The organism is Paenibacillus sp. KS-LC4, from assembly GCF_036894955.1.
Classification (GTDB): Bacteria; Bacillota; Bacilli; order Paenibacillales; family Paenibacillaceae; genus Pristimantibacillus.
In genome coordinates this window covers 6,070,297-6,084,120 of sequence record NZ_CP145905.1, presented here as the reverse complement: position 1 = coordinate 6,084,120, position 13,824 = coordinate 6,070,297, and the positions used below count along the sequence as shown (strand labels likewise).

General features: G+C 49.5%; 18 protein-coding genes. 9 read left to right on the top strand and 9 right to left on the bottom strand.

The annotated features are described in order from the left end of the window. Positions 1-24: 24 nt before the first annotated feature. The 4 genes from V5J77_RS25815 to V5J77_RS25800 all read right to left on the bottom strand — a co-directional run bounded on the left by V5J77_RS25815 (position 25) and on the right by V5J77_RS25800 (position 4,011). Positions 25-705, bottom strand: a complete 681-nt coding sequence (locus tag V5J77_RS25815; protein ID WP_338553647.1) for an ABC transporter ATP-binding protein — start codon at positions 703-705, stop codon at positions 25-27. Then, positions 702-1,826, bottom strand: a complete 1,125-nt coding sequence (locus V5J77_RS25810; RefSeq protein WP_338553646.1) for an ABC transporter permease — start codon at positions 1,824-1,826, stop codon at positions 702-704. The genes V5J77_RS25815 and V5J77_RS25810 overlap by 4 nt, the downstream gene beginning before the upstream one ends. A gap of 92 nt (positions 1,827-1,918) precedes the next feature. Beyond that, positions 1,919-3,337: a HAMP domain-containing sensor histidine kinase gene (locus V5J77_RS25805; RefSeq protein ID WP_338553645.1), complete on the bottom strand. Its 1,419-nt coding sequence runs from the start codon at positions 3,335-3,337 to the stop codon at positions 1,919-1,921. Next, positions 3,334-4,011 carry a response regulator transcription factor gene (locus V5J77_RS25800; protein ID WP_338553644.1) on the bottom strand — a complete coding sequence of 226 codons (678 nt, stop codon included), beginning with the start codon at positions 4,009-4,011 and terminating at the stop codon, positions 3,334-3,336. The genes V5J77_RS25805 and V5J77_RS25800 overlap by 4 nt, the downstream gene beginning before the upstream one ends. Before the next feature lie 121 nt (positions 4,012-4,132). On the opposite strand from V5J77_RS25800, the gene V5J77_RS25795 reads away from it, so the two are divergent. From V5J77_RS25795 to V5J77_RS25785, 3 genes are all read left to right on the top strand, one after another. Beyond that, the gene (locus V5J77_RS25795; protein ID WP_338553643.1) at positions 4,133-5,014 is read left to right on the top strand and encodes an NAD-dependent epimerase/dehydratase family protein; all 882 of its coding nucleotides are present in this window, start codon (positions 4,133-4,135) and stop codon (positions 5,012-5,014) included. 28 nt (positions 5,015-5,042) lie between these two features. Next, complete coding sequence (locus V5J77_RS25790) at positions 5,043-5,858, top strand: GNAT family N-acetyltransferase (protein WP_338553642.1); 816 nt, start codon at positions 5,043-5,045, stop codon at positions 5,856-5,858. Between the two features lie 92 nt (positions 5,859-5,950). Beyond that, entirely contained in the window at positions 5,951-6,373 is a 423-nt protein-coding gene (locus V5J77_RS25785) for a DUF1284 domain-containing protein (protein WP_338553641.1), read from the top strand. Positions 6,374-6,492: 119 nt separating this feature from the next. On the opposite strand, the gene V5J77_RS25780 is transcribed toward V5J77_RS25785, so the two are convergent. After that, on the bottom strand, positions 6,493-7,227 hold the full coding sequence (locus V5J77_RS25780) for an MgtC/SapB family protein (protein ID WP_338553640.1): 735 nt from the start codon (positions 7,225-7,227) through the stop codon (positions 6,493-6,495). Between the two features lie 411 nt (positions 7,228-7,638). Between V5J77_RS25780 and V5J77_RS25775 the strand changes: the two genes are divergently transcribed. Together V5J77_RS25775 and V5J77_RS25770 are read left to right on the top strand one after the other, a co-directional pair. Then, a complete protein-coding gene (locus tag V5J77_RS25775) occupies positions 7,639-7,902 on the top strand; it encodes a hypothetical protein (RefSeq protein ID WP_338553639.1) in 264 nt (87 codons plus the stop codon). Positions 7,903-8,179: 277 nt separating this feature from the next. Continuing rightward, entirely contained in the window at positions 8,180-9,151 is a 972-nt protein-coding gene (locus V5J77_RS25770; RefSeq protein ID WP_338553638.1) for an ankyrin repeat domain-containing protein, read from the top strand. 94 nt (positions 9,152-9,245) lie between these two features. On the opposite strand, the gene V5J77_RS25765 is transcribed toward V5J77_RS25770, so the two are convergent. Together V5J77_RS25765 and V5J77_RS25760 are read right to left on the bottom strand one after the other, a co-directional pair. Then, positions 9,246-10,001, bottom strand: coding sequence for a CPBP family intramembrane glutamic endopeptidase (locus V5J77_RS25765; protein ID WP_338553637.1), 756 nt, complete (start codon positions 9,999-10,001; stop codon positions 9,246-9,248). Then, complete coding sequence (locus V5J77_RS25760; RefSeq protein WP_338553636.1) at positions 9,976-10,530, bottom strand: helix-turn-helix transcriptional regulator; 555 nt, start codon at positions 10,528-10,530, stop codon at positions 9,976-9,978. Before V5J77_RS25760 ends, V5J77_RS25765 begins: the two co-directional genes overlap by 26 nt. A 233-nt stretch (positions 10,531-10,763) precedes the next feature. Here V5J77_RS25760 and V5J77_RS25755 point away from each other — a divergent pair, with 233 nt between their 5' ends. Beyond that, positions 10,764-10,985, top strand: a complete 222-nt coding sequence (locus V5J77_RS25755; RefSeq protein ID WP_338553635.1) for a helix-turn-helix transcriptional regulator — start codon at positions 10,764-10,766, stop codon at positions 10,983-10,985. Next, positions 10,982-11,695 carry a DUF3169 family protein gene (locus tag V5J77_RS25750; protein ID WP_338553634.1) on the top strand — a complete coding sequence of 238 codons (714 nt, stop codon included), beginning with the start codon at positions 10,982-10,984 and terminating at the stop codon, positions 11,693-11,695. The genes V5J77_RS25755 and V5J77_RS25750 overlap by 4 nt, the downstream gene beginning before the upstream one ends. A gap of 331 nt (positions 11,696-12,026) precedes the next feature. On the opposite strand, the gene V5J77_RS25745 is transcribed toward V5J77_RS25750, so the two are convergent. Further along, complete coding sequence (locus V5J77_RS25745) at positions 12,027-12,305, bottom strand: hypothetical protein (protein WP_338553633.1); 279 nt, start codon at positions 12,303-12,305, stop codon at positions 12,027-12,029. A gap of 231 nt (positions 12,306-12,536) precedes the next feature. On the opposite strand from V5J77_RS25745, the gene V5J77_RS25740 reads away from it, so the two are divergent. Together V5J77_RS25740 and V5J77_RS25735 are read left to right on the top strand one after the other, a co-directional pair. Beyond that, a complete protein-coding gene (locus tag V5J77_RS25740; protein WP_338553632.1) occupies positions 12,537-12,878 on the top strand; it encodes a sigma factor-like helix-turn-helix DNA-binding protein in 342 nt (113 codons plus the stop codon). Then, positions 12,830-13,054: a hypothetical protein gene (locus V5J77_RS25735; RefSeq protein WP_338553631.1), complete on the top strand. Its 225-nt coding sequence runs from the start codon at positions 12,830-12,832 to the stop codon at positions 13,052-13,054. The genes V5J77_RS25740 and V5J77_RS25735 overlap by 49 nt, the downstream gene beginning before the upstream one ends. Positions 13,055-13,085: 31 nt before the next feature. Here V5J77_RS25735 and V5J77_RS25730 read toward each other — a convergent pair whose 3' ends face one another. Further along, on the bottom strand, positions 13,086-13,721 hold the full coding sequence (locus V5J77_RS25730) for a DUF1361 domain-containing protein (RefSeq protein ID WP_338553630.1): 636 nt from the start codon (positions 13,719-13,721) through the stop codon (positions 13,086-13,088). Positions 13,722-13,824: the final 103 nt, after the last annotated feature.

The following is a 13,824-nucleotide window of genomic DNA, read 5'->3' as shown; positions in this document are numbered from 1 at the left end:
TTCGTATTTTTCAAGCATCGCAGCTTATGCGCTGACTAATACGCCATTTTTCAAATGTAAAATACGGTCGCATAAATGCAGCACTCGCTCGTCATGCGTCACCATAACGGCGGCCTTCCCCTCCGTTTTCACCTCGCGGGCGAGCATCGCCACCACATCCTGACCACGGCTGGCATCCAGACTCGCTGTCGGCTCATCCGCAAACAAAATAGCCGGGTCATTCATCCAGGCTCGTGCAATGGCGACGCGCTGTTTTTCCCCGCCGGAGAGCTGATTCGGATAGGCGGCCCGGCGATGCAGCAGGCCTAGACGCTCCAGCAGCATCGTTGACCGAGCCTGTGCGGAGCGTTTGTCCATGTCTGCGAGCTTGGCGACGAGCATGAGCTGCTCCTCCACCAACAGATAGGGAAGCAGATTGGCGCTTTGAAAAATAAAACCGATCTGATGCAGCCGCAATCTGCTGAGATGCTGCCCGTTTTTGCCAGCAAGCGCTTCGCCGTCGATGTGTACTTCGCCGCTCGTTGGCGACAGAAGTGCTCCTGCAATGGATAGGAAGGTGCTCTTGCCAGAGCCGGAAGGCCCCATTACTGCGACGAGCTCCCCTGCTTTTACTTCAAGGGAAAGCTTGTTCAGTACGGTGAGTTCAGTATCGCCGTCATGATAGACGCGCGTAATTTCATGGAGTATCAGCTTTGTTTCGGTCATGCTGCAGCCCTCCCTATAGCATCAAGCGCGTCGGTTCGCGCCACTTGAATGACGGAGATGAGCGAGCCAAGCAGTGACATCGCGATAAACAGCAGGCAAGTATACAGCGTCGTCATCGGCGATAGCTGGAACGGCATTGAAGCGGGCAGCGCCGCTTGCATGAGCGCGACCAGCAGGCAGCTTATGGCCAAGCTGGCGGCAGCGAGCACGAGCGCTTGTGCGACGACGCTGCGCGCTAAATAAAGGGTCCTGGTGCCAATCGCTTTGAGAATGCCGAATTGGCTCGTTTTCTGAATGGTGATGACGTAGAAGAAGACTGCAAGCACAAAAGCGGAAATAACGAACAGGAAGCTAATCATCATCATCAGCGAGCCTTGCTCCTCCTTGTAGCCGGGAATGCTGGCCACCGCTTGCTTTTTCGTCATTATTTCCACATTTTCTAGCTGTAGCGAAAGCTGCTCTGCTTCTGCGGCGGTTGCTTGGATAGCAATAGCATTGAAGGGAGCGGCGAATGCGGGATCAGCTGCTGCTCGGCCCGCCATTTGCTGCTTTAGCTGCTGCCAGTCGCTTAGGTTCATAAATACGGCAGGCGTATGGCTGAACGACTGATTTTCCGTAAAGCCGCTAACGGTCCACGTGAGACCTGTCGTTTGGTCATGCAGCAAGCTGCCGACGGTGATGCCTTCCTCCTCCAGCTTGTGGTCTACGACAACCTTGCCAGTACCCGTATTGGAGACGGCCGAGCCGGAGACGACAGTCGGTGCGAGCCAACTGCTCATGTCCACGCCGAATAACGTAATATCTGTTTTCATCCCGTTCGTTCCGCCTGTTACTGTCGTCATCTGTACGCCGAGACGCTGGGCATTCGCATCGCCAACGACCGAACGGGCTTTGTTAAGCTCCTTCTCCCCAACGATTGAGCGGGCGAACCGTTGACTCGCATCCTGCTGCATAAGGAAATGGGTGGCGGACATATTTTCGACAGCGGAGGCATTCGCATAAGCGAGTCCCCCTGCAAGTCCAGTTACGAACAGGACCAGAAAGGAAACGAGCAGCATAATCGCCATAATGAGCAAATAACGGGTTTTGGCAAAACGCATTTCTCTAAGGGCCAAATACATTCTCATTCCTCCTACTTGTGATGCCACAAGTGTAAAAATTGAAAATGAACGGCGTATGAACGGCAAATTACAAATTTGGCAAAAGCGCTCCGTTAGAGCTGTGGAAGCGTCACGGTGAAGGTCGTGCCTTGACCGGGCTCACTGGCTGCCTCAATCGTCCCGTTATGCAGGTGGACGATTTTTTGGGTAATGGCGAGCCCTAGTCCCGAGCCGACGGAGTCGCCTGAACGATTGTTTGGGGGGAAGCCTCCCTCTGTGCCTCGTTCTCGTGCCCGATCGGCGCGGTAGAAGCGATCAAACAGAAACGGCAGCTGCTCCCTGCCGATGCCATCTCCCGTATCGGTGACCCGAATGACACAGCGTCCTCGCTCCAGCTTGCCTTCCACCTCAATCGCTCTTCCTGAGGGGATGTATTTTGCGGCATTGGACAACAAATTCATCCATACCTGATACAGCAGCATTTCATCGCCGTCAAGCATTAGAGAGCTAGGGACAGCGATTTTGAGTGCAATTTCCTTCTCTGTCAGCTGCCACTCCATCACTTGCGCAACCTGTCGCAGCTGAGCTCGCAGATTGAAGGGCTTCCGCTGAAGCGCCTCTGCAGCTTGGTCCAGCGATGACAGCAGCAGCAGCTCCTTGGTGAGTGCCGCTAGGCGGCGGCTTTCCTCGCCAATAATGGCGGCATAATGGGCGCGTTCATCGGTGGGCAATTCCTTCTCCGCCAAGGCGTGCGCAAAGCCTTGAATGGAGGTTAGCGGCGACTGGATTTCATGCGAGACGTTAGCGACAAACTCTTGCCGTGCTTGCTCTACCCGCTCAAGCTCCTGACTCATCGTCATAAAGTGGGCAGCGAGCCGCCCGATTTCATCCCGCCGCTTCGTATTCAGCGACAGGGCGTAATTTCCCTGAGCGATCCGCTGCGTTGCTTCTGTCAGCCTCGTGACGGGCTTCACCAAATAGCGGGTGCTGAGCAGGAAGCAGAGCAGGCTGAAGGCAACGGTCAGCAGCCCGATCATCGCAAAGAAGCTGCGCAGCTCGCCAAATTGCAGGATGACATCCGGGCGTATGAACAGCGCATACCGCTTGCCTTCCAATTGCAGCGGTACGCCCACCGTATTGCTGAGCATGTTGTCGAAAAAGCCGGTAATAAACAGCTGATTGGGAAACTGCGCGATGCCATGGTATTGTCCGCCAGCGAGTACGTTGCGCAGCACGTCATCCGCCAGCTCTTTTTCACGAAAAGCTCGTCCGAAGTAACGCTCGGTGCCTTGACCATCCGCCAGCAGTATCTCATAGCCCAGCTCGGCCGCATTGGCAAGGTAAGCAGCAGCCAGCTCCGGCTGGTCTTCGGCGAACTGCTGCATTTGCAGGGCAATGCGGGTCAGCTTGGCATCATTATAAGGCTTGAGCTTATGATGATAATAAAGATTAGATACCAGAAAACCGAGAAAGCTGCTGCCGATAATGACTGCCATAGCTACTAGAAAAACGCGAGAGTAGAGTGACTTCATGGCGCTGCTGCCTCGATTTTGTAGCCGATTCCCCGCACAGTCGTAATGCGAAAATCTTGCTCATATGCAGCAAAACGCTGCCGCAGACGTTTAATATGCACATCCACCGTCCGTTCATCCCCTGCATAATCCGCGGCCCATACGAGTCGAATGAGCTCCTCGCGTGAAAACAGCCGTCCCGGGTATTCGGCAAGCTGCGCCAGCAGCTCAAACTCCTTAAGCGGCAGCAGCAGCATTGCATCGCCATCGGCAATCTCGTAGTTTTTACGGTCGATGGTGAGGCGTCCGAGCTGGATTTTGTCGCTGGAGGAAACGGAATAGCGGCGAAATAGCGCCTTGATGCGAAACAGCAGCTCCTCCGGTTCAAATGGCTTAGTGACATAATCGTCAGTGCCGCGCAAATAACCCTGCTCCTTATCCGTCAGCTGCTCCCGCGCCGTCAGCAAAATAATCGGGATATCGTAATTCGTCCGAATATACCCGCAAAGCTCCAGTCCATCCATCCGCGGCATCATTACATCTAATATCGCAAGATCAATCGGATGCTCTTTCAGCTTATGTACGGCATCCTCTCCCTCTTTTGCCTCAACGACGCGATAGCCTTCTTTCGTCATAAAGTGCCTCAGCAGCGTGCGGATATGGGGATCATCATCGACTACAAGCAGGGTTTTCATAGCAGCCTCCTAAAATAGAGTGAATGAATTAGAATTTCCTTATATTTCTAACTGTAGTATTTGCGATAATGATACAATACAGGAACTATACGAAAATTCAAAGTGTTGGAGGTGCAGATAGGTGAAGGTATTGATTCTGGGAGGAACGCGGTTTTTCGGAAAAAAGCTTGTGCAGCGTCTTATTAATCAGCAGGCGGAAGTGACGATCGTTACTCGAGGCATTAAGCTTGACCCTTTTGGCGACGCGGTAAAACGCATATGTGTCGACCGAACCGACGCGGCCGCACTAGCTAATGCGCTTGGCGGAGCAAGCTTCGACGTCATCTACGACAACATTTGCTTCTCGCCTAAGGAGGCACGGGAGGCCACTTGCCTATTTAGTGGACGTACGGACAAATACATCGTCACTTCTTCTATGAGCGTATATCCATTTGGCGAGGAGCCGCTAACGGAGCAGGTTTTTGATCCCTATACTTGCGAGCTGCCCGAACCGGATACCTTCTCCTCCCTCAGTTATGCCGACGGAAAACGGCTTGTTGAGGCGGTTTTTATGCAGGAAGCGCCGTTTCCAACAACAGCTGTTCGCATTCCGTTTGTGCTCGGACCGGATGATTACACCCGCCGGCTGCACTTCCATATTGAACATGTGCAAAAAGAAGTGGCGATTTCCATGCCTGCTCCTGAGGCGGAGCTATCGTTCATTCACTCGGATGAAGCTGCTGAATTCCTCGAATGGCTTGGGAAATCTGATCTTACAGGGCCAATTAATGCTTGCTCTCAAGGGAGGATTGGCTTGAATCAAATGATGTCGATTATTGAAGAATTTGTGGGTAAAAATGCAAAAATTGTTGAAGAGGCATCCGAAGAGCATCAATCGCCGTTTGGCGTACCTGTTTCTTGGTATATGGATACAAGTAAGGCGGAAACGGCAGGATTTGCATTTAAGCACATCAAAAATTGGCTGCCAGAATTGATCGGCGAGCTGGCGAAAACCAAGCAATAAAGCGATTTTATAAAGAGGAGAGAGGCCGATGCTGGAAAGGTTTGAGTGCGATGATTCGGTGCTGAATAAGGGTTCATTCCTCGCCGATGAGGTCGCCTACAATATCATTTACCGTATTTGTGATTCAGAAACGAAGCTCTGCTGGAAGACGGCGGATGATACAATGATTTTTGCACAAACGCCCGGAAATGGCGGCTGGTTGTGGATGGCGTCAGAGCTGCCCTGCTCGGTTCGTGAGAGAATAGCTCGAAATCTGGCGGGTCAGCTGTATAGAGAGGGTATTGAGGTAACGGGAATATCAGCCAGCCCAGAGCTGGCCGGACTTTTCGCCAGAGTGTATCCTCCGTTAACAGGACAGAGCCAGCGTCTACATATGAAGCTGGAGGCTTATAGATGTCCAGTTGTGCGGCAACCCTCAGGTATAGCTGGAACCATAAGAAAAGCAAAAGAGGAAGATATTAAGACGGTGGCGGGCTTTATCGCGGCCTTTACGCATGAGGCCTATGGTCAGCAGGTAGAGGTAGCAAGCCAAATTCCGGCTGCCGCGGAGATGGTGGAATCGGGCGAATTATATGTGTGGGTGGAGGCGGAGAGGGTTGTATCTATGGCGGCGATTGCACACCGTACAGCAAGGCATGCGAGAATTAATGCGGTTTATACAGCATTGGATGCGAGAAATCGCGGATTTGCCAGCGCTGTGGCTGCAAAGGTAAGCGCCATTATTGTGGAAGGTGGTTTAGAGCCGATGCTGTATGCGGATGTTCAAAACTCAGCCGCAAACAAAGCGTATCGCAATATCGGCTATATCCCTAGCGGGCAAATTTCTGAATATCGCTTTTCCTAGTATATGAACGAATTCGCCTCACATTGCTCGCATGTATGTTAACCTTCGTGGTATAATTTGGTTAACATTAATTCGGAGAGTGAGTGAGCATCATGAACATTCGTTTGCGGGGCCATCATTTGTTTTGTCTGCTCGGTTATCGGGGCAAGGGCTACTCAGAGGGATTCTGCGTCAATATGACAGCCGTATATGAGCAGCTGCGCCAGCAGCCAAATACCATTGTTGAAATCATTGATGGTCCTGACGATATTTGCAAGGCTTTTCCGCCGGATAAGCCGTCCCATTGCCAGAATAAGAGCGTCTATCAGAAGGACCAAGCTATTTTGCAGGAAGTTGGATTGACGATAGGCAGTGTGGCAAAATGGTCCGATGTATGCGAGTCCGTCGCTAGCCGCATTGTGCCTGGCGACATTGATCGCCTATGCTCGGACTGCCAATGGCGGCCATACGGCATGTGCCAGGAGGGTATCGGCCATATCCGCGAAGCTCGGGAGCTAAGGGCGCTGCCAGGCTAGTAGCTCAAACAGCAAGGCATGTACGAATGAAGAGCGATGGATAAATAGAAGAGGCTGCTCCTAAGGTCCATTTAGACCCTAGGAACAGCCTCGTTTCATAACGGGCTTGCCAACTGGAATTAAAGCGGTTCACCGCTAATTTCCATGCCCCGAACGCCATCCATGGAGGCCATCATCAGCGTTAGGTCGCTGAAAAGGCTTGTTCCTTTGAATTTCACCTGAATAATGACATTCATCGTCTTCGAGCCGCCCATCTGCTCAGATGAATCATCGTCATCATCTAATATGGTCAGCTTATGAATTTTCATGCCGTGTTCATGGATAGTAGCTACTATGTCCTGCAAGCCGGAGGTGTGCTTCGCCAGCTTGAATCTAATTTCATGAATGCGTTTGGTTCGTGAAAATGTTTTTTCCAGTTTGTTGAATACGAACAAAGATATCACCGCCAATGTAGTAGAGATAGCTGCTGCCACATAAAATCCAGCTCCAACCGATAATCCTATGGCTGCTACAACCCACAAAGAGGCTGCCGTTGTCAGGCCCGAAATGCCAGTGCCCTTGCGGAGAATCGTGCCGGCTCCCAGGAAGCCGATGCCGCTAATAACCTGCGCAGCCAGCCTTGCCGGATCGAGAGTAACACGAGGCTCATTCGCGAATGCAGCAAATCCGTACATGGATAGCAAAACGACGGTAGAGGAGCCTAGAGATACGAGGATATGTGTGCGGAAGCCCGCGGAGTGGCCGCCGAATTCACGCTCAAGACCGACGAGTCCACCTAGCACGACTGCGAGCAGCAGGCGAATGGTCAGCTCGTAATAGCTGATTTCCCACACGGAAGAAACGGCGTTCGTCATGTTAATCTCCTTTCCCGAAGAGTGGCGTCAGCGGTTGCAGCTGAGTTATTGAATCAGGTTTATTTTCCAGGCGAAAATAAAAATCTAGACGCAAGTACGCTTCCTCCTCATCTTATGCAAATCATAATGCCGTCAACACTGCTGCGGTTTATCAACGATAATACGATCGAATGATCGTTACGTCAATAGCTGGGAGCTTCGCAAAGCAAGTGGAATGAAAGCGCTATACCTAATACCAGTTTAGCAGAAAGAGCATGCCCGCGCAGTACAATGGTGCAAAATAAGCGAAATAAAAATACGAAAAATTGAATTTTTAAAACGTTATAATGATTTATTCAATCAAAAAAAGGGTGCAAAGCATATTTTGCGGCTAAAAAGGGTACGCTGGCTCCTATAGGGTGGTGGTTGCAAGTGGTACTCCCGTTTCATCAGCGCATGGCAGAGCTGTGGCTGCATAGCAAACAACGGCAGCTTTCGCCAAGCGAAGCCGCGGAGCTAGAGCAATGCCAGCAGCTTAACGTGAATTATGTCAGCGAAGCCGCTTATTTGGCGAATATGTCGCTGCTTGCTTCAATGAGCAAGGATATAAATTGGCAGCATGAACTATGCAAGGAAATCGAGCAGTTCCAGCTGACGGGCAAGCGGAAAAAATCCGGCACGGCAGGTGCAGAATAAATGCGGAATGCAATAAGCAGTGAAACATACCGTTTCTCCGGGTGATCGTCTGGGGGAGCGGTATTTTTCTGTTCAGGCTGCGTCATACGGTCATAATCATTGCCGCTAAAGAGTGGAACCTTCATATACCCGTGCAGGAGCGATTAAGGGTAAAATAGGGGAGGGTATGATTTTTTCTTCCACTTTAGTTATTCCATCCTCGAAACGGTAACGCAGTCTTGCCGCCAGAGGAACTGTTTTCGGCCGTTTACACCTGACAAAGAGGGGGGGAGTTTTTATGGGAACGGAATGGGATGAGCGTATGCTGCAAGCTTGCAAAAGCGGCAATATTGCGGCGATCAAAACGCTTATTTCCGAGGGCATGGATTTGAACGACTCCAAAAATCCAGCAATCGTTACGGCTTCAAAGCAGGGCAAGCGTCCAGTATTCGAGTTTTTGCTGGAGGCGGGCGCTGATATTAATGCGGTGAATCATGTTGGCAGCTCGGCATTGTCTCATGCCGTCAGCTGGGGAAATGCAAAGGCGGTAGAGGCGCTGCTGGCGCTCGGCATTGATGTGGCTTTACATGGCGGCCTTGCTTTGCGAGGAGCAGCGGGAGGGCATCTGCATTTGGTTAAAATGCTGGTGGAGGCAGGCGCCCCTGTTAATTTTAATGAGCCGGATATGGTGCGCCCATATGGCGGAACGCCGCTGCAAGCAGCGGCGGGCATCGGGCATTTGCCGACCGTTCGTTATTTGCTGGAGGCGGGCGCTGATCCGTCGATTAAAGACAGCTATGGAGAACGGGCTTATACGGACGCGAAGCGCCACAAGCACAAAGAAGTGATGGAGCTCATCTATTCATACGAGCCGAAGGAGCTGCATGATTTCGATAACCGAGCGGCTCAATTGAAAAAAGCGGGCCTTCCTGCTGCCATTATCCGCGATCTGGGAGAGACGAGCAGCCGCGTTGAATTATCGGATTGCGAGCAGGTTTCCTATATTGAGTTTGGTTCGGTTTTGGATGTTACTGAACTGGAATTTCACGGGCTCAAGCTGCTGAATTTACTTGTCGATATGGACAATTATTCTGCGCTGGGCATGTTTGTCTGGGTGCCGGCGAATAAGAAATTCGCAAGCTATGATGTGGAGCATCAGGAGCTGATGCTGCTGCCTGATGCAACATGGGCGAAGCTGCGGAAAAAGCCGGGAGCATTCATCAACCGCATACTGGACGGTGAGTATGAGCCGCTGGTGCTTGCGGACTAACGGGGAGAAACTGTTAATCCGCAGCAAGCATACATATCAATAAAGAGATCAATAAAGAGATCAATAAAGAGGCTTCTGTTCAAGCTGCTGAGGCTTATGGAAGTCTCTTTGCTTTTCTCAAGCTCATGCCTACCCACACACAATGCGCCGCAAGGATTACGATGATGAGCAGATCTGGGCCGATGGCGGTGCGCTCATTGCCAAGAAACTGAATGAGGTTATGCACAAAATGAAACAAAATCAGCGGCACGATGTTGCGGTTTTTCACCATTAATAACGCAAGGGAAAGGCCGACCATTAAGGAGTAAACGATTTGGATTGTCGTATCAACGGCATTTTGACCCGATAAAGCGTTCAAAATATGCGTGATGCCAAACAGCAGGCTCGATACGATGACCGCAGTTGTGGCTGATTTGCGCAGCAGAATGTTAAGAATAAGGCCGCGGTAAACCGTCTCCTCTACAAAGCCGACCAGCAAGGTGAAAAAGACGAAAAAATAAATTTCCCCCGGCGTTAGCGTCTTTAGTCCATTAGTTCCGATAACGATCAGCACAGCAACGAGCGGAAGGTAATACTTCCAGCCACCGTGCGGAATGGCAGAGAGCGGGCGAAAGCCGGCAAAGCCCCATTTTCTGCGCAAAGTTAAGTAGAGGATTAAGGCAAGAGCAATAGGGATGAACGATAGCAGCACAGGTGCTGTATAGTTTAGCTCTTTAATGGTGGCATAGGCTCCGGCAGCGGATACAGCGAACAGCAGCAGCAGCTGGATGATAAGGATCGCGAGTACAGGTCTCTTTTCAGAAAAAGCAGGTTTATTCAGGGGGTTAGTGTTCGCTTTGGTTTCGGTCATCGTTTAGATTCTTCCTCTCTTTAATCGCTTGAATCCACTTCTGCTCCATTAGAAAATAGTCGAGTCCATAGGACAGCACGGACACGCGGTAATAGTAGTTTTCGGGATTCGGCACTTCCTGTAGCTCCCCGGCAACAATGCCTTCTACAGCCTTCAGTCTGCCAATCTCCTGCCCTAGCCGCATCTGGTATTCACTAAGGCGCTGCTGGCGAGTCTCTTCATCCAAATAGTCGAAAAAGAAAACCTTCAGCAGCAGCTCGCTTCGCGACAGCTGAATTGGTTCGGCCAGCCAGGTGAGAAAGGTGGCTTTGCCCTCTGGGAGCAGCGTGTATAGCTTTTTATTTTTGCTGTTGTCCAGCTCTGCCGAAACGCTTACCCAGCGCTTGGTCTCCAGACGTTTTAAAGCGGGATACAGGCTTCCGAAGCTTGCCCGATAGAAAATGCCGACAGAATGGTCAATCGTCTTCTTCATGTCATAGCCGCTCATTGGCTGCTCCATCAACAGTCCTAAAATAATATTTTCGAGCATCGTGATTCACGTCCGTTCAGTGATTTGAATTTATTTATGATATATCTATTAGATATATCTATTTGATATATATGAGTATACCTGGTTTTGGAAATTCGTCAATCCTTTTTTTGTGAAAAAAGCAGGCTCGCAGGCTTGTGAGTATAAGAAATGTAAGCTTTATTTATTATTTTGACAACTTTAATTTACATTATGTCATATATCCTGTATATTGATGACATGGAGGTGGGCGTATGAAGCTGGATAATCGGGTTCGCGAATTAAGGGCTCGTTTTCGAATGAGCCAGACGGATCTGGCTGAAGCCATTGATGTCTCTCGGCAAACGATCAGCTTAATTGAACGGGGCGACTATTCACCATCAGTAGTTCTGGCATTAAAGCTGGCGAAGCTATTTAAGGAGCCTGTGGAATTTATTTTTATATTGGATGATGAGAATGAGGGGGAACTTCAATGAGCAACAGGAAATCGCAGAAGCTGCAATGGGTGCTTGTTATTGTTGTCGGTGGATTATTAGGCTTTGCAGTAAGTTATTTTGGAATGTCGAATGCAGGGAAGCTGGATTTCGATGGGATATCGGTGGGTCTTTTTCGCCTTGATGTCGTTCATATGCTGTTTCTGCTCGCATCCATTGGAACTTGGGCTGCGAGTGTAAGATATTGCTTGAAGTTTAATCAGGAGGAGGATAAGGAAAAGGGGGAGAAGCTGCTTGGCACCAGCATGATGCTGAACACGTTCGGTACGTATACGGCCATCGTTGGCAGCATGGCGCTGCTGTCGCAAATGATTATTGAGGCCATTCACGGCAAGCCTGTGCTTGCGCTTTTAATTATTTCGCTATTACTGGTGTTGGCGCATATCCGTCTGCAATCGCTGCTGTTTAAAGTGTTTAACCGTAATTTTCCGAAACGGTCTTTTGACACTGGACGTCCTTTTGGGGCAAAACAGGCCTATATGGATAAGCTGGATGAGGCGGAGAAATTCATTGTGTATAAAGCGTCATATCGCGCCTTCAATATGATTAATAATACGCTGTATGCGCTCGTATTTGTCACCTTTGCATACTCTGCGCTAAGCGGCTTTCAACTGTTTCCGTTCCTCCTCCTGCTGACTTTGTTTATCGCGAACAATTTGGCATATTTTAAGGAGACTCAGAAGTATCAGTAGCGAGCGGAGGCTTGCTGGCTGCTTAGGCTTAACGGTAAGTCGATGTCTTGGTATATAAATTAAATTTGTGAGCTAGGTTGTAAACAGGCCTCATTAAGTTTAATAAGGAAGTGAATGTGGTCAAGAAGTAAAAGAGAGCAAGCCCGGGGAAATCGCAGCATTCCTGGGCTTGCTCTTAGTTGTGCACCTTATTTTAGTAATGCGGGGTAACGTCTTAGCAGCTTCACTCCTAGGGTAAACGAGAGGGCTGTGCCTGTGAAAAAGGCATAAAGCAGAATGGCTAACTCGGAAATATAATAGCTCGGCGTTAGAAAAAGAAAACCGAACCCGCTCAAAAAGGGACGAATGTGGAGGGGATAAAGCCGAAAAGGGTTAAGAGCAAGGCGTAGACCGCAGTAGATTGGATATTCACGGACTTTAGGATGAGAATCATTATAAAATAAGCAGGAACTGTGCAGAAAACAAAAAATAAATTAATTCCGGTATAAAGTAAATGATATTCACTTCTCTCGGAAATCGAAAGTGCAGAATAAGCCGCTTTATAAAAAATGACCCCAAATAGATAACTGAAGATAACAACTAAAGAGTAAATACCAGCTTGCTTCATCATTTTAAATCCTCCTCATTATCCATTCATTTTCAAATGACCTCTATATCTTTAATTTAACCGTTATGGAAGCATTCCTACAGCTCTAACTTTAATAATACCTATTATTTTGCTGTACACTGGTCCGTTTGCAGTCCGCTATATGTCCGCCAAATGTCCACTAACGAAATCCTATAATTGTTATAATTATCCTATTACTAGGGATGATTACAAGAATAGAGGAGGTTTCGACAAATGGATGAAGCGAGGACGGTCATTGATTTTTATAAAAAAGAGCTCTACCGCATTGGCTGGCGTATTCAGTATCAGGCGAAGAAGCAGCGCAAGCATGAATGCTCGCTGACTTATGAGCCCGTCCGTCCAGACAGCGCCGCGGCTCAGCTGGAGCAGAAATTACTAGTGCAGCAGCTGCTCGCAGCGCTCCCTTCACAGCAGGCTCGAACGATCATTCAAGAGCTGTATTTGCAGGGCAAGACGGAGGCGCAAGCGGCCAAGGCGCTGAATATGAGCCAGCAGGCGGTGAACAAATGGAAGCAGAAAACGCTAAAGCAGCTATGTCAGATGATGAGTTCCTGAGGCTGCTCCATTTGGTTCAGCAAAATGATGAGCAGGCGACGCTCGCGCTGATTCATTTTTTTGAGCCGGAGATGAAGCGGATCAGCCGATTTATCCGCATGCCGCAAGAGGATGCTATGCAGAGCATGATTGTGGAGCTGCTCGCTCTTTTAAAGGAAGGACAAGAAGCCCCCTAGCCTATATCGGGAAAGGGGGCTGTAGGCTTATCTATCGCCTCATCCAAGTAAAGGCGTAAATCACGACATAGAAAAACAAAGTGAAGGCAAAGATGGATAACGTGAAGGGGATAAGCAGCACTTCCGCCTTCGCATCCGTTACAATCTCATGCAGCTGTCCGAAAACAACATGGGGTCTTGCCCAAACATCCCAGGTGTTCCAGCGTACGAACCTGCCAATATAGATGCCGAAGCTGCTGAGCAGCAAAATAACAACGGCGAACAGCCAGCCGATAACAGCGCCAAAGGCTTGACGAATAAGCTGATGCAGCGAGTACAGCGAGACGACGCTGAGCAGCACGCCAACCGAAGCTGCCGTCATAAAAATAAAAAGATGCTGCCAAAATTCCATCGTCCTAACAAAATGACCGCCCCCATCGGCCTGAACCCGCATAAACGGATGCAGCATGTCCGTAATTAAGTAGGCGGCATTTGGATAGAAGAGCAGCCATACGAGCCCAAGAGGCAGCAAAATTAGCAATTTTACAGCTGTATGCTTCTGCTTTAAATAAAAGGCCCCCAGCTCAATGAATATGGAAAGCCCCAGTGGAACCCACGCCAGAAACACATCCCAATCCAAAAATAAATAAATTTCGCGTCCTGTCACCGCTCTTAGGTGATCGGCCAAAGTGAGACTTGCTATAGTACCCGCCAATAAGACGGCAATAATAATAGCTTTGCTGTGCAGCTGCGTATTTTCCCGAAAATTCAGTTTGAACCCTCCCTAGACG

What these genes read in the sequence shown, in the direction of transcription:
- V5J77_RS25740 (WP_338553632.1), top strand. Translation starts at nt 12,537, where the DNA reads ATGGATGAAGCGAGGACGGTCATTGATTTTTATAAAAAAGAGCTCTAC.
- V5J77_RS25815 (WP_338553647.1), bottom strand. Translation starts at nt 705, where the DNA reads ATGACCGAAACAAAGCTGATACTCCATGAAATTACGCGCGTCTATCAT.
- V5J77_RS25780 (WP_338553640.1), bottom strand. Translation starts at nt 7,227, where the DNA reads ATGACGAACGCCGTTTCTTCCGTGTGGGAAATCAGCTATTACGAGCTG.
- V5J77_RS25765 (WP_338553637.1), bottom strand. Translation starts at nt 10,001, where the DNA reads ATGACCGAAACCAAAGCGAACACTAACCCCCTGAATAAACCTGCTTTT.
- V5J77_RS25770 (WP_338553638.1), top strand. Translation starts at nt 8,180, where the DNA reads ATGGGAACGGAATGGGATGAGCGTATGCTGCAAGCTTGCAAAAGCGGC.
- V5J77_RS25745 (WP_338553633.1), bottom strand. Translation starts at nt 12,305, where the DNA reads ATGATGAAGCAAGCTGGTATTTACTCTTTAGTTGTTATCTTCAGTTAT.
- V5J77_RS25800 (WP_338553644.1), bottom strand. Translation starts at nt 4,011, where the DNA reads ATGAAAACCCTGCTTGTAGTCGATGATGATCCCCATATCCGCACGCTG.
- V5J77_RS25750 (WP_338553634.1), top strand. Translation starts at nt 10,982, where the DNA reads ATGAGCAACAGGAAATCGCAGAAGCTGCAATGGGTGCTTGTTATTGTT.
- V5J77_RS25785 (WP_338553641.1), top strand. Translation starts at nt 5,951, where the DNA reads ATGAACATTCGTTTGCGGGGCCATCATTTGTTTTGTCTGCTCGGTTAT.
- V5J77_RS25790 (WP_338553642.1), top strand. Translation starts at nt 5,043, where the DNA reads ATGCTGGAAAGGTTTGAGTGCGATGATTCGGTGCTGAATAAGGGTTCA.
- V5J77_RS25805 (WP_338553645.1), bottom strand. Translation starts at nt 3,337, where the DNA reads ATGAAGTCACTCTACTCTCGCGTTTTTCTAGTAGCTATGGCAGTCATT.
- V5J77_RS25755 (WP_338553635.1), top strand. Translation starts at nt 10,764, where the DNA reads ATGAAGCTGGATAATCGGGTTCGCGAATTAAGGGCTCGTTTTCGAATG.
- V5J77_RS25810 (WP_338553646.1), bottom strand. Translation starts at nt 1,826, where the DNA reads ATGTATTTGGCCCTTAGAGAAATGCGTTTTGCCAAAACCCGTTATTTG.
- V5J77_RS25760 (WP_338553636.1), bottom strand. Translation starts at nt 10,530, where the DNA reads ATGCTCGAAAATATTATTTTAGGACTGTTGATGGAGCAGCCAATGAGC.
- V5J77_RS25735 (WP_338553631.1), top strand. Translation starts at nt 12,830, where the DNA reads ATGGAAGCAGAAAACGCTAAAGCAGCTATGTCAGATGATGAGTTCCTG.